Origin of the sequence: Caballeronia sp. BR00000012568055, assembly GCF_029439455.1 — a bacterium.
Classification (GTDB): domain Bacteria; phylum Pseudomonadota; class Gammaproteobacteria; order Burkholderiales; family Burkholderiaceae; genus Caballeronia.
In genome coordinates this window covers 20,698-34,871 of sequence record NZ_JAQFVG010000299.1, presented here as the reverse complement: position 1 = coordinate 34,871, position 14,174 = coordinate 20,698, and the positions used below count along the sequence as shown (strand labels likewise).

Genomic DNA, 14,174 nt, shown 5'->3' with positions numbered 1-14,174 from the left:
TCAGTAAGTCGGCACGCCCGGATCAACTTGTTTGGACCACGCATCGATCCCGCCGTACAGATTGAACACGTTCGTGAATCCACGCGACTCCAGAAACATGCCCACATTCGCACTGCGCGCGCCGTGATGGCAGATGCAGACGATCGCCGCATCGTCTTCCAGTTCTTCGCTGCGGGCGGGGATATCGCGCATCGGGATCGAAACGATATTGTCCATCTTCGCCGTCTGCAATTCCCACGGCTCGCGCACGTCGAGCAGAACGGGAGCGGGGCGCGAGGCGTCGGCGAGCCACGCGGCGAGTTCGGGTGCGGTGAGATTTTTCATGAGCGATAAAAGCAAAACGCCGGGTGAGTTGGAACTGACCCGGCGTTGAAAGAAGAAAAATTCAGAACTTGAAGAGCGACGGATGCACCGCGTTCTTCAGCGGCGCAACCAGCGTTTCGAAGATATCCGACACGCGGAACTGCTTTTCATCGACGCGCGTAATGATCTGCGCCTTCATGACCGGCGCGGAACCCACGAACGCCGCGATCCGGCCGCCCACCTTCAACTGCTCCAGAAATTCCTGCGGCATCACCGGCAGACCGCCCGATACGCAGATTACGTCGTAGGGCGCGCCGTCGGTCCAGCCGCGTGCGCCGTCGCCTTCGATCACTTCCGCGTTGGTCACGCCGTTCGCGGCCAGATTCTGCTTTGCCAGCGCGGCCAGTTCCGGCGAGATTTCCACCGTCGTCACGCTGCGTCCGCGATGCGCCAAAAGCGCTGCCATGTATCCCGAACCCGCGCCGATTTCCAGCACCGTTTCGCCCTTGTGAACGGCCAGCTCTTGCAGCACGCGTGCTTCGACGCGCGGCGCGAGCATGCGCTCGCCGCCGGGCAGCGGAATTTCGAGGTCCGCGAAAGCGATGTTGCGATAGGCCGCGGGAACGAAGTTCTCGCGCTTGACGATAGACAGCAGATTGAGCACGTCCTGGTCCAGCACTTCCCACGGACGAATCTGTTGCTCGATCATGTTGAAACGCGCTTGCTCGAAGTTCATGTTCTGTGTGCGTGCTATTTGCGTAGGGGAACCGGCGGCGCTCGGATGCGGCCTGAGCGGGGCTGGGAAACTTCTGGATTGTAGCAAAAAGAGGGGTTTTCCCGCCCGTTTCGTGCCGTGCTTGTGCCGCTGCGATGCCGTGTGTCAATGCGGCAGGCGAATATCGAACTTAAACGTGATAAGCCGCGCGATCAGGATAAAAGCGGTCGAAATCAGCACGTTGTAGATGGTATCGACGTCGAGTTCGGAAAGGCCGAGATAGATCCAGCAGCCCGCGAAGGCGCAGACCGCGTAGGGCCGCGAATCGCGGAGAATCAGCGGGATTTCATTGCACAGCACGTCACGGATGATGCCGCCGAATACGCCAGTGACCACGCCCATCATCGTGGCGGTGAAGGCGGGCATTTGCGCATCGAGCGCGATGGAGGTGCCCGATACGCTGAACAGTCCGAGGCCGATGGCATCGGTAATGAGGAGGGCGCGCTGATCGAACAGGCGCGAGGTCACGCGCAGGAAATACGGCGCGAAAATCGCCATTGCAAAAACGACGAGCACGTAATCCTGATGAATCACCCAGTAAAACGGCCGCCGCGACAGCAACACATCGCGCACCGTGCCGCCGCCGAACGCGGTCACCAAAGCGACGAAAAACGCGCCGACCGAATCGAGCCGGCGCTTGCGCGCTTCGATCAGGCCGGAGAAGGCGTACGCGAAGATCGCGAGCGCCTCCATGATGGAAATGGCGAGGGTGAGTCTGGGATGCACGTTCAGCGGGCGGGATGGTCTTGCGGGTGGTTATGATGCCGCGTTGCACCGCCCGGCTGCAAGAGCACGAGCACCGCGCCCGCGCCGCCGTCGTTGGGCCGCGCCTGACAGAACGCGATCACTTCCTGTTTCTGCACCAGCCACGCGCGCACCTTGCCTTTGAGCACGGGTTCTTTTCCGATGGAACCGAGTCCCTTGCCATGGATCACGCGCAGACAGCGCAGCCCGCGTTTCACCGCCTCGCGGATAAATTCCGCCATCGCGTCACGCGCTTCTTCGCGTCGCATGCCGTGCAGATCGAGCTGCGCCTGCACGATCCACGCGCCGCGCCGCAGCTTTCTCACCACTTCCTGACTGACGCCGGGGCGACAGAAGGACAACGTTTCGTCGATATCGAGCAGGCTTTCGGGATCGTATTCGTCGGAGAGTGCTTCGTGGAGCACGGCTTCTTCGTCGAGCATGCTTTGCAGCGGGATTGGCGGAGGCGGTGTGCGCGCGATGGTCGAACGCGGCGGCGTCTTCAGCGGCTCGACTTCGCCGATGGCGTGACGGAACTCGTTGGCATCGGTGGCGGCTTCGCGTTCGGCGCGCGCAGCGGCGACGCGCTGGACTTCGCGTTTGGCGGCATCGGCTTTCAAGGCGCTTTTCAGCGATGCGAGGCCCGCGAAGCCTTCGCGTTTGACCGCATCGGCGAGATTGGCGGGTTCGGGCGCGGGCGCGACGGCTTCACGCGGCGCACTGACGCGACGCGGCTTCGGTTCGTTCGGATGAGGGTGGTTCTTCGGCATCGTTCGGCCAGCTCAGGAGTCGAGAAAGTGGAACGTCCGATGGCGCATGCACAAACAAAAACGGGCCGATGGCGTCAAGCCGTGGCCCGTTCTTTTACACGCCAGGCGGCTCTCATTCTAGCCGCTCACGTCGCTCAAGCAGATGAAATCAGCGATCCGCTTCGTGGCTCATCGAATGCGGCGTCGAGGTTTCATGGATGCTTTCCAGATAACGCTGTGCATCGAGCGCGGCCATGCAGCCCGTGCCGGCGCTGGTGATCGCCTGACGATACACGTGATCCTGCACATCGCCCGCCGCGAACACGCCCGCGATGCTGGTGGAGGTTGCATCGCCCGTCGTACCGCCCTTGGTGATGATGTAGCCGCCCTTCATTTCCACCTGGCCGGCAAACAGATCGGTGTTCGGCTTGTGGCCGATCGCCACGAACACGCCTTGCAGCGCCACGTCCGTGGTCGCGCCGGTCTTGGTGTGCTTGACGCGCAGGCCGGTCACGCCGGTATCGTCGCCGGTGACTTCATCGAGCACATGATCCCACTTGATTTCGACCACGCCTTCCTTCTCTTTCGCCAGCAGACGGTCGATCAGGATAGGCTCGGCGCGGAACTTGTCGCGACGGTGAATCACCGTCACTTTTTTTGCGATACCCGCGAGGTACAGCGCTTCTTCCACCGCCGTATTGCCGCCGCCGATCACCGCGACTTCGCCATTACGATAGAAGAAGCCATCGCAGGTGGCGCAGGCGGACACGCCCTTGCCCATGAACGCTTCTTCCGAAGGCATGCCCAGATATTGCGCCGACGCACCCGTCGCGATGATGAGCGCGTCGCAGGTGTATTCGCCCGAATCGCCGATCAGGCGGAACGGGCGTTCGGTCAGCTTGGCCGTGTGAATATGATCGAACACGATATCCGTGTTGAACGCGCGCGCGTGCTCTTCGAGACGCTGCATGAGTTCCGGGCCTTGCACGCCGGACGGATCGCCCGGCCAGTTTTCGACGTCGGTGGTGGTCATCAACTGGCCGCCTTGCGCGAGGCCGGTGATCAGCAGCGGCGAGAGATTCGCGCGCGCGGCGTAGACGGCAGCGGAGTAGCCGGCAGGGCCGGAACCGAGAATCAGCACTTTGGCGTGTTTGTGCGCGGTGTTGCTCATGATGATGGTCCGTGGTCGTGGGTCTCGTCGGAGGCAGCAAGATCGACGCCAGAAAAGACGTCGCGCGCTTCCGACCAACCTTAGTTGGATGCAAAGCATCGATTATAAAGGCCGTCGCAAAAGGCTTCCCGAGTGATCCTTTCAATCGGTTTGATAGGTGAAGGGGCAACAATCGACGCCGTGACCCGCGCGTGACGAGTGTTACAGGTTGCAAGAAGCGCCCGGTTTTTGCGCCTTTCCCCGCAATGCAGCGTTTACAATAGGTCACCGTTCAAAAGGCGTTCTACAGGCCGCGCAACACGCGCCAGCCTCAGAAAAGCGACATCGAATCAATGGCCAAAGCTACTTATTCCGCGAGCCCGCAGGCGCTGCCGCACCGCATGTCGCGGCTCTTCACCGAGATTCGCTGGATTCTCCAGGTCGCGCTCGGACTGTTTCTCGTCATGGCGCTGCTGTCGTACAGCCGAAAAGATCCGAGCTGGACGCATGCGGTAAGCGTCGATCACATCTCCAACTGGGCAGGGCGCTTTGGCGCTTACACGTCCGATATCCTGCTGCTCGTGTTCGGCCTCTCGTCGTACTGGCTGATCGTGCTGCTCGGGCGGCGGATTATTTCCAACTATCGGCGGATTACGTTGCCTGCGGCACCGCGCGATGAAAACGCGCCGAAGGATCGCACCTGGCTTGCCGAAGCGTTTGCCTTCGTGCTCGTGCTGCTCGCCAGCGACGGCATCGAAGCGCTGCGCATGTGGTCGCTCAAGCTGCCGTTGCCGCGCGCGCCGGGCGGCGTGGTTGGCGATATCGTCGCGCGTCATGTGTCGCATGCGCTCGGGTTCACCGGCGCGACGCTGTTTCTGCTGATCGTGCTGGGTATCGGCTTGTCGCTGTATTTCCGCTTCTCGTGGCTGTCCGTGTGCGAAAAAGTCGGCGACGGCATCATGAACACGATCACTGGCGCGCAATTGCGCCGTGAAGCGGGACGTGATCGAAAGATGGGCGAAGAAGCGGCATCGAAACGGGAAGGCAAGGTCGTGCGTTCGCGCGCGAAGACCGAGGACCACGAACCGGTGATGATCGTGCCGCCGGTCGCCACGCCCGCGCGTTCCGAACGCGCCGAAAAGGAAAAGCAGGTGCCGCTGTTCAAGGACCTGCCGGGCGATTCCACCTTGCCGCCGCTCGCGTTGCTCGATCCGCCGCCGAAGACGCAGGAAACCATCGCGGCCGATACGCTCGAATACACCTCGCGTCTGATCGAAAAGAAGCTGAAGGACTTTGGCGTGGAAGTGAGCGTGGTCGCGGCGTATCCGGGGCCGGTGGTCACGCGCTATGAAATCGAACCGGCGACGGGCGTGAAGGGCAGTCAGATCGTCGGTCTGGCGAAGGATCTGGCGCGTTCGCTGTCGCTGGTGTCCGTGCGCGTGGTCGAAACGATTCCGGGCAAGAACTACATGGCGCTCGAATTGCCGAATCAGCGCCGGCAGACGGTCAAGCTCTCTGAAATTCTCGGCTCCGAGGTGTACGCGAACGGCGCATCGCCGCTGACGATGGGACTGGGCAAGGATATCGGCGGCAATCCGGTCTGTGCCGATCTCGCCAAGATGCCGCACTTGCTGGTCGCGGGCACGACCGGCTCGGGCAAATCCGTCGGTATCAACGCGATGATTCTCTCGCTGCTCTACAAGGCGAGCGCGGATCAGGTGCGGCTGATTCTGATCGATCCGAAGATGCTCGAAATGAGCGTCTACGAAGGCATTCCGCATCTGCTCTGCCCGGTCGTGACGGATATGCGGCAAGCCGGCCACGCGCTCAACTGGGCGGTCGCCGAAATGGAGCGCCGCTACAAGCTGATGAGCAAGATGGGCGTGCGCAATCTCGCCAGCTTCAACACCAAGATCGACGAAGCGAAGAAGCGTGACGAGAAGATCCCGAATCCGTTCAGCCTGACGCCGGACGAGCCGGAACCGCTGACGCGTCTGCCGAATATCGTCGTGGTGATCGACGAACTGGCCGATCTGATGATGGTGGTCGGCAAGAAGGTCGAAGAGCTGATCGCGCGGATTGCGCAGAAGGCGCGCGCGGCGGGCATCCACTTGATTCTGGCAACGCAGCGGCCTTCCGTCGATGTGATTACCGGCCTCATCAAAGCCAACGTGCCGACGCGGATGGCGTTTCAGGTGTCGTCGAAGATCGATTCGCGCACGATTCTCGATCAGCAGGGCGCGGAATCGCTGCTCGGCATGGGCGATATGCTGTATTTGCCGCCGGGTTCGGGTCTGCCGGTGCGCGTGCACGGCGCGTTTGTATCGGATGAAGAAGTGCATCGCGTGGTCGACAAGCTCAAGGAGCAGGGCGAGCCGAATTACATCGAAGGCATTCTCGAAGGCGGCGTGACGGGCGAGGGCGATGAAGGCGGCGCAGGCGGAACCGGCGCGGCCGATGGCGAGTCCGATCCTTTGTACGATCAGGCGGTCGAGATCGTCATCAAGAACAAGCGCGCGTCGATTTCGCTGGTGCAGCGGCACTTGCGCATCGGTTATAACCGGGCGGCGCGGCTGCTGGAACAGATGGAGAATTCGGGGCTGGTGTCGGCGATGTCGTCGAACGGCAATCGCGAGATTCTCTCGCCGGCGCGCGACGCCGAATGAATGAGCATTACGCAAGGAACGAGAGGAACACACGCATGAAACGAGTCACGGGGAAAACACTGCTGCTGTCTATGCTGCTGGTTGCATCGCACGCATTTGCAGGCGGCACGGATCAATTGAAGGCGTTTGTGTCGCAGGTTCACGCGGCGCGCGGCGACTTTATGCAGCAGGAAATCAAGGCGCCCAGCAAGGCCAACAACGGCGCGAGCGCCACGGCCACGTCCGCCACGCCAACCAAAGGCGCAACGTCCACGGGCACGTTCATGTTCGCGCGGCCGGGCAAGTTCATCTGGTCGTATGAGAAGCCCTACGCGCAAATCCTTCAAGCCGATGGCAACAAGCTCTACGTGTACGACAAGGACCTGAATCAAGTCACCGTGCGCAATCTGGGCGGCTCGCTCGGCGCAAGTCCGGCCGCGATCCTGTTCGGCAGCAACGATCTGGACAAGAACTTCAATCTGCGCGATGCGGGCGAGAAGGGCGGCATCGACTGGCTGGAACTGACGCCCAAGTCGAAGGATACGCAGTTCGAAACCGTGGGCATCGGCTTCAAGGATGGCATTTTGCAGGCGATGGAATTGCACGATGTTTTCGGCAATGTCACGCTGCTGACGTTCTCGAATATCCAGAAGAACCCGCCGATCAACGCGAACACGTTCAAGTTCACCGTGCCGAAGGGCGCGGACGTGATCGACGGGTAATGCTCTATCCGGTGCGGTCTTCCGCTGAAGGCCGCGCCGCGTTTCAGTCGTACGTGGTGACGATCGTCGCCGCTTTCTCGCTTTTTATCGACAACACGCCGCCCGCCGCGCCAATGCGATACGCCCCATTCGCATCATGCGCGATGCGCTTGCCGTGGCCATCCATCAAGCTGACGTTCGTGGCGTTGAGCGCCGACACATGCGCGCTCGGCGGATTCGCTGGCGGCGCAACGAACGATACGGTCATTTGCCCGTCAGCGCCGGCCGAGCCTTCCGTCTCGAAGTTCGTGTCCTTCGAACCCGCGCGCCCGGACATCGCGCTGATCGAATACGACGGCGCGAGCAACATGCCCTGAAAGTAGATCGTTCCGCCCGGCGCGGCCCATGCCATCGCCGACACGCACACACCCGCTGCGGCCACCGACACCGCGATCCCCGCAAACCAGCCTGCTTCTCTCAATGTTCTATTCATCATCGTTGCCCTCGGTCAAAGGTTTTTTATTGGCGATACGAGTGACGCAATCACGATCGATCGGCCGTCGAGCGGCTGTCGAGCGGCTGTCGAGCGGCTGTCTTAAGCGAGCGCGATTCGCCGTCAGATGATGATAGGAGAAGTCTGAGGAATGATGCAAAGATTTTTTGGGATGATCCCGAAAAGGCTCGTCAGTGCTGGCTTTCAGGCATTCGGTATCCTGATTATCTTGCCTTTAAGCATTCGAAATGCCGTGTGCTGAAACCATGTCGTCAACGAACGCATCGACTATGTCGCGGCGCGTTGCACGTGCGCGCGTGACCATCTGGAACGCCACGCGGTATCGCATGGTTTGAGCGTTCAATGGCGCGAGTAATCCGTCCTTCACGTACGGCGCGGCGAAATGTTCCGGCAGATAGCCGAGATGCTTGCCGGAAAGCACGAGCATGGCGACGGCTTCCATGTTGTCGGCAACCGCGCCGATATTTCGCGGCGCAAGCGCGGCGGCTTCGGGCAGCGGATAGCTGCGCCATGCCCACGCGTGTTCATCGGCGTCTTGCATGGTCACGCGGCCTGAATACGCGAATAAAGGATGCATGCGCGCGCAATACGCAAGCTGATCCTCGCTGAAGATTTCCGCGTAATCGAGCGATGGAACCCGATGCCAGAAGTAACCGATCGCCATCTGAATGCGGTCGGCGAGCAGCATTTCTTCGAGTTCACCCGGCGAGCGCACGAGCACCGAAAATCGCACGGATTCGTCGCGTTCGCGAAAGCGCGCGATCGCCTCGCTGATGCGCGCATTCGCACTCACCGGCGTATTGCCGATGATGCCCAGCGTCAGCGTTCCGACCAGTTTCTTGCCGACATTGCGCGCGGTGGAATCGAAGGTATCGACGGCGGTGAGCAGGGTGCGGCAGGCATCGACGAATTGCTCGCCACGTGAGGTGAGTGCGAAGCCGCCGCGTCCTCGCTCGCAGAGCCGATAGCCGAGGCGCGTTTCGAGTGTCGCCAGTTGCGTGCTGATGGTCGATTGGCCGACGTTCAGCGTGGCCTGCGCGGACGAGACGCCGCCTGCATCGACGATGGCGAGGAACACGCGGATCAGGCGCAGGTCCAGATCGGAGAGGTTGGCGAACATGGCAATACATCGACGGCGATCGATGTGAAGGTGAGTTTGGCGCTATTTTATCGGCGGTTGAATCGGCGTATTAATGGCGATATCGCACTTTTTCGCTCATTCACTGCCATGAATACATCTTCGCTTTTCGCGCCCGCCGAACATTTCGATAGCCGCCTGCCCGAGCGTCCGCAACCGCTGTCCGGCAATCAGATGCAACGCTGCGGCGGCATCACGACGATGATGCGTCTGCCGCACGTGCCGTCCGCCGAAGGACTGGACGTGTGCTTCGTCGGCGTGCCGTTCGATCTGGGCACGTCCAATCGCACGGGCGCGCGCTTCGGGCCGCGTCAGATTCGCGGCGAGTCCGTGCTGCTGCGTCCGTACAACATGGCGACGCGCGCCGCGCCGTTCGATTCGCTGCGCGTCGCCGATATCGGCGATGTCGCGATCAATCCGTACAACCTGCTCGATTCGATCGATCGTATCGAACGGGCATACGGCGAAATTTTTTCGCACGGCTGCAAGCCGCTGACGCTGGGCGGCGATCACACCATCGCGCTGCCGATTCTCCGCGCGATTCACGCGAAGCACGGCAAAGTCGGCCTGATCCACGTCGATGCCCACGCCGATGTCAACGACACCATGTTCGGCGAGAAGATCGCCCACGGCACGCCGTTCCGCCGCGCGGTGGAAGAAGGTTTGCTGGATTGCGAACGTGTGGTGCAAATCGGTCTGCGCGGCACGGGCTACGAAGCGGGCGATTTCGACTGGTGCCGCGAGCAGGGTTTTCGCGTCGTGCAGACGGAGGAATGCTGGAACAAGTCCCTCGCGCCGCTGATGGACGAGGTACGCGCGCAAATGGGCGACGGGCCGGTGTACATCACCTTCGATATCGACGGAATCGATCCGGCGTTCGCGCCGGGAACGGGGACTCCCGAGATCGCGGGGCTGACGGTGCCGCAGGCGCTGGAGATCGTGCGCGGCGCGTGGGGATTGAATATCGTCGGGGCGGATCTGGTGGAGGTCGCGCCGCCGTATGACCCGTTCGGTACGACGGCGTTGCTGGGGGCAAATCTGGCGTTCGAATTGTTGTGCGTGATGCCGGGCGTGGAGCGGCGGGCCTGATCTGGCCTGAGCGCGCTTATCCACAGTTTCGCTGGACAAGCATGTGGATATCCTGAGCATCGACGCGCCAACGCGTTGATGCTCAAGACTTTTCATCCGATGCCTCTACGACGCCAGCGCCGCCCGCCTTGTCGACACCAGCACCAGATAACAAACCGCTCCGAGCGCGAGCGAAGGCAACGTCGCGCCCAGATTCGGCAGCCATTGATTGATCGCGTGATAAGCCGCAATCCCGATCGCCCACGCGATAAACGCGCTTACATGCCATCCGCCTGAAAAACCATAGCGGCCATTCACATCCCCGACCGCGTTCGAATCGATACGCCGTTTGCGCACGATAAAGTGATCCGCGAGCACCACGCCGAACAGCGGCGCGAACACCGAGCCGATCAGCAGCAGGAAGTTCTGATACTTGCCCATCGCGACCAGCAGCGCCACCAGCGTGCAGAGCGCACCGAAAGCAGCCGACAACATCGGCACGCTGAGCCGCCCCCAAAACGTCCCCGTCGATACCGCCGCCGAGTGGATATCCGCGAACGCGTTGTCGATTTCATCGATCAGGATCAGCAGCAGGGCGATGCCGCCGCCCGCCTGCGCGAGCGCGACGGTCAGCAGCGCATCGCCGCCGCCCGCCGCCAGGCCGTACACCGCGCCAAGCGCATAGAACCACAGATTTGCGATGCCATAGCCGAACAGCGTGCCACGGAACGTGCCGCCCGCGCTGCGGCCGAAGCGCGTGTAATCGGCGATTAGCGGCAGCCACGACAGCGGCATCGCCACGACCAGATCGATGCCCGCGCCGAATGCCATCTCGCCATTGCCGGGACGCGCCATCAATGCGCCGAGGTCTTGTTTGGCGAGCAGATTCCACGTCAGCCAGCCCGCGCCCGCGAGCAGCAGCCAGATGCCCCATGTGCGCAGAAAGCGCCGCACGAAGGACAGCGGACCACTCACCGCCAGCAGCGTCGCCAGCGCGCCGAACAGGATGGTCCAGACCAGCGGCATCGACAAATTGAAGGATTGCTTGGCGAGGGCGTCGGCGGAATCGCGCATGACGATGATTTCGAACGAGCCCCAGCCGACCAGCTGAATGGCGTTCAACACCGCCGGCACCGACGCGCCGCGCACGCCGAGCGTCGGCCTGAGCGATGACATCGCCGCCAGTCCCGTGTCCGTGCCGATCACGCCCGCCAGCGACAGCAGCACCACGCCGATCACCGTGCCGATCACGATCGCCATCAACGCGTGCGGCAGCGACAGCCCCGGGACTAGCAGCGCGCCCGCCTGCGCGACCAACAGACCGATACCGAGCGAGAACCACAGCGCGAAGGCATCGCTGGTGCCGAAGGCGCGTTTTTGCGCCGGCACGGGAGTGAGCGGTGCGTAAGTGTTGTCTTGCTCCATGCGTTTGCGTCCCTATATACGATTGAGCGTCGGCCATCGCGTGCGCGTGGCGACTGTCATAATGACCCGATTTTGCGGCGTCGCGCGTCGCCTGAACATTAGGCCATTCGGCTAGTTGTGCTTGTTCGGCGCGAAAGGGCAAGATTATCGCCGCGTTTGACTCACCATTGCGTCTCCAAACTCATGTTCGAAGAAAACCGTGGCAACGTTCCGTTAGCGGAGCGCCTGCGCCCGCGCACTATCGATGACGTCATCGGGCAGAAGCATCTGCTCGGCGCGGCCAAGCCGCTGCGCGTCGCGTTCGAATCGGGCGAAGCGCATTCGATGATCCTCTGGGGCCCGCCCGGCGTCGGCAAGACCACGCTCGCGCGTCTCATGGCCCGCGCCTTCGACGCTGAATTCATTTCGCTGTCGGCGGTGCTGTCGGGCGTGAAGGATATCCGCGAGGCGGTGGAAACGGCGCAGATTCATCGCGCGAACGGGCGGCAGACGCTCGTGTTCGTCGATGAAGTGCATCGCTTCAACAAGAGTCAGCAGGACGCATTTTTGCCGCACGTGGAGTCCGGCTTGTTCGTGTTCGTCGGCGCGACCACGGAGAATCCGTCGTTCGAAGTGAACAGCGCGTTGTTGTCGCGGGCGGCGGTGTATGTGCTCAAGAGTCTCGACGGCGACGAACTGAAGGAATTGCTCGAACGCGCCACAGCGGAACTCGGCGGCCTCACATTCGCCGATGAAGCCCGCGACGCGCTCATCGGTTCCGCCGATGGCGATGGCCGCAAGCTGCTCAACAATCTGGAAATCGTCGCGCGCGCGGCGGCGCAGCAAAAGACCACCGAGATCGATGGTGCGTTGCTCGGCAGCGCGCTCGCTGAAAACCTGCGTCGTTTCGATAAAGGCGGCGACGCGTTCTACGATCAAATCAGCGCGCTGCACAAATCGGTTCGCGGCAGCAATCCGGACGCGGCGCTCTACTGGTTCTGCCGCATGATCGACGGCGGCGCGGACGCGCGTTATCTGGCGCGGCGTATCGTGCGGATGGCGTGGGAGGACATCGGCCTGGCCGATCCGCGTGGCGCGCGTATCGCGCTGGATGCATCGGAAACGTACGAGCGTCTTGGATCGCCCGAAGGTGAATTGGCGCTGGCGCAGGCGCTCATTTATCTCGCGGTCGCGCCGAAATCGAACGCGGGATACAACGCGTATAACGAGGCGCGGCGTTTTGTCGGCAAGGACCAGTCGCGCGGCGTGCCGGTGCATTTGCGCAACGCGCCGACCAAGCTGATGAAGGAACTCGGCTACGGTCACGAGTATCGCTACGCGCACGACGAACCCGACGCGTACGCGGCAGGCGAAACCTATCTCCCGGACGGCATGCGCGATCCGCACTGGTATCAGCCGACGCCGCGCGGCCTCGAAGGCAAGATCGGTGAAAAGCTCTCCCGCCTGGCCGATCTGGACGATGCGTGGCGGCGCGAGCATCGCGAAGACAAGAAGCGCTGATTCTTTTCGCTGGCGTGCGCGCCGTGTTTCAGGCTTCGCACGTCTGAGCGAGCGAAAGCGTGCACTAAACTCGACGTTTAGCCGACGCTTAGCCAACACCAAAGCGCCCACGGCCGTGCGCTAGAATCGACTATTCCGAATACTTAACAACGCAGCCCCGACATGCTCGACATCCAACATCTCCGCAAAGACCTGGACGGCGTCGCAAAACGCTTAGCCGATCGTGGTTTCACGCTCGACGTGGCCGCCTTCTCCGCGCTCGAAGCGGAGCGCCGCGACATCCAGACCCGCACCGAAGAGCTTCAGGCGCGCCGCAACAGCCTGTCCAAGCAGATCGGCGCGATGAAAGGCCGCGGCGAAGACACCTCGGCGGTGATGGCGGAAGTGAGCGGTATCGGCGACACCATGAAGGAATCGGCGGCCAAGCTCGACGACGTGCAGAAGCGTCTGTCGGATCTCATGCTGACGGTGCCGAATCTGCCGCACGAGAGCGTGCCGCAAGGCAACGACGAAACGCAGAACGTCGAAGTGCGGCGCTGGGGCACGCCGCGCTCGTTCGACTTCGAAATCAAGGATCACGTCGATGTCGGCGCGCCGCTCGGCCTCGACTTCGAAACGGGCGCGAAGCTCTCCGGCGCGCGTTTCACGATGCTGCGCGGGCCGATTGCGCGGCTGCATCGCGCGTTGGCGCAGTTCATGATCGACACGCACACGGAGCAGCACGGTTATACAGAGGCGTACACGCCGTATATCGTCAATCCGGAGATTCTTTACGGCACGGGTCAGTTGCCCAAGTTCGCCGACGATATGTTCCGCGTGGAGAAGGGCGGTGACGAGAACACGGTCACGCAATACCTGATCTCGACGTCCGAAATTTCGCTGACCAACACGGTGCGCGACAGCATTCTCGAAGCGAGCGCGCTGCCGGTGAAGCTCACCGCGCATTCGCCGTGTTTCCGCTCGGAAGCCGGTTCGTACGGACGCGATACGCGCGGCCTGATCCGTCAACATCAGTTCGATAAGGTCGAAATGGTGCAGGTGACATCGCCCGAGCATTCGTACGCGGCGCTGGACGAAATGGTCGGTCAGGCGGAAACGATCTTGCAGAAGCTGGAACTGCCGTATCGCGTGATTACCTTGTGTACTGGCGATATGGGCTTCTCCGCAGCGAAGACCTTCGATCTGGAAGTGTGGTTGCCGGCGCAGAACACGTATCGCGAGATTTCGAGCTGTTCGAACACCGAGGCGTTTCAGGCGCGTCGCATGCAGGCGCGCTTCCGCAATGCGCAGGGCAAGCCGGAGTTCGTGCATACGCTCAACGGTTCGGGCCTGGCGGTCGGGCGTACGCTGGTCGCGGTGCTGGAGAACTTCCAGAACGCGGATGGATCGGTGACGATTCCGGCGGTGCTGCGTCCTTATATGCGTGGCGCGGAACGAATCGAAATTGCTGCGTCTTGATGCT

The 14,174-nt window shown here is 62.0% G+C and carries 13 protein-coding genes; 5 read left to right on the top strand and 8 right to left on the bottom strand.

Annotated features, from left to right (window positions below; translation table 11 throughout):
* The 5 genes from P7F28_RS18935 to trxB all read right to left on the bottom strand — a co-directional run bounded on the left by P7F28_RS18935 (position 1) and on the right by trxB (position 3,742).
* Positions 1–324 carry a rhodanese-like domain-containing protein gene (locus P7F28_RS18935; protein WP_277186123.1) on the bottom strand — a complete coding sequence of 108 codons (324 nt, stop codon included), beginning with the start codon at positions 322–324 and terminating at the stop codon, positions 1–3.
* Positions 325–385: 61 nt separating this feature from the next.
* Positions 386–1,039 carry a protein-L-isoaspartate O-methyltransferase gene (locus P7F28_RS18930; protein ID WP_277186122.1) on the bottom strand — a complete coding sequence of 218 codons (654 nt, stop codon included), beginning with the start codon at positions 1,037–1,039 and terminating at the stop codon, positions 386–388.
* A 144-nt stretch (positions 1,040–1,183) separates the two neighbouring features.
* Positions 1,184–1,804: a trimeric intracellular cation channel family protein gene (locus P7F28_RS18925; RefSeq protein WP_277186121.1), complete on the bottom strand. Its 621-nt coding sequence runs from the start codon at positions 1,802–1,804 to the stop codon at positions 1,184–1,186.
* 2 nt (positions 1,805–1,806) lie between these two features.
* Positions 1,807–2,592, bottom strand: coding sequence for a Smr/MutS family protein (locus tag P7F28_RS18920; RefSeq protein ID WP_277186120.1), 786 nt, complete (start codon positions 2,590–2,592; stop codon positions 1,807–1,809).
* A 148-nt stretch (positions 2,593–2,740) separates the two neighbouring features.
* A complete protein-coding gene (gene trxB / locus P7F28_RS18915; protein ID WP_277186119.1) occupies positions 2,741–3,742 on the bottom strand; it encodes a thioredoxin-disulfide reductase in 1,002 nt (333 codons plus the stop codon).
* Between the two features lie 332 nt (positions 3,743–4,074).
* On the opposite strand from trxB, the gene P7F28_RS18910 reads away from it, so the two are divergent.
* Positions 4,075–6,387 (top strand): DNA translocase FtsK, encoded by a 2,313-nt coding sequence (locus P7F28_RS18910; protein ID WP_277186118.1) that lies wholly within the window; start codon positions 4,075–4,077, stop codon positions 6,385–6,387.
* A gap of 35 nt (positions 6,388–6,422) precedes the next feature.
* Complete coding sequence (gene lolA / locus P7F28_RS18905) at positions 6,423–7,088, top strand: outer membrane lipoprotein chaperone LolA (protein ID WP_277186117.1); 666 nt, start codon at positions 6,423–6,425, stop codon at positions 7,086–7,088.
* 43 nt (positions 7,089–7,131) lie between these two features.
* Here lolA and P7F28_RS18900 read toward each other — a convergent pair whose 3' ends face one another.
* Complete coding sequence (locus tag P7F28_RS18900; protein ID WP_277186116.1) at positions 7,132–7,563, bottom strand: hypothetical protein; 432 nt, start codon at positions 7,561–7,563, stop codon at positions 7,132–7,134.
* A gap of 232 nt (positions 7,564–7,795) precedes the next feature.
* The gene (locus P7F28_RS18895; RefSeq protein WP_277186115.1) at positions 7,796–8,701 is read right to left on the bottom strand and encodes a LysR family transcriptional regulator; all 906 of its coding nucleotides are present in this window, start codon (positions 8,699–8,701) and stop codon (positions 7,796–7,798) included.
* A 108-nt stretch (positions 8,702–8,809) separates the two neighbouring features.
* On the opposite strand from P7F28_RS18895, the gene speB reads away from it, so the two are divergent.
* Positions 8,810–9,808, top strand: a complete 999-nt coding sequence (speB, locus tag P7F28_RS18890) for an agmatinase (protein ID WP_277186114.1) — start codon at positions 8,810–8,812, stop codon at positions 9,806–9,808.
* Positions 9,809–9,913: 105 nt separating this feature from the next.
* Here speB and cytX read toward each other — a convergent pair whose 3' ends face one another.
* The gene (gene cytX, locus P7F28_RS18885) at positions 9,914–11,212 is read right to left on the bottom strand and encodes a putative hydroxymethylpyrimidine transporter CytX (protein WP_277186113.1); all 1,299 of its coding nucleotides are present in this window, start codon (positions 11,210–11,212) and stop codon (positions 9,914–9,916) included.
* A gap of 183 nt (positions 11,213–11,395) precedes the next feature.
* Between cytX and P7F28_RS18880 the strand changes: the two genes are divergently transcribed.
* Together P7F28_RS18880 and serS are read left to right on the top strand one after the other, a co-directional pair.
* Positions 11,396–12,712: a replication-associated recombination protein A gene (locus P7F28_RS18880; RefSeq protein ID WP_277186112.1), complete on the top strand. Its 1,317-nt coding sequence runs from the start codon at positions 11,396–11,398 to the stop codon at positions 12,710–12,712.
* A gap of 162 nt (positions 12,713–12,874) precedes the next feature.
* Positions 12,875–14,170, top strand: coding sequence for a serine--tRNA ligase (serS, locus tag P7F28_RS18875; protein WP_277186111.1), 1,296 nt, complete (start codon positions 12,875–12,877; stop codon positions 14,168–14,170).
* Positions 14,171–14,174: the final 4 nt, after the last annotated feature.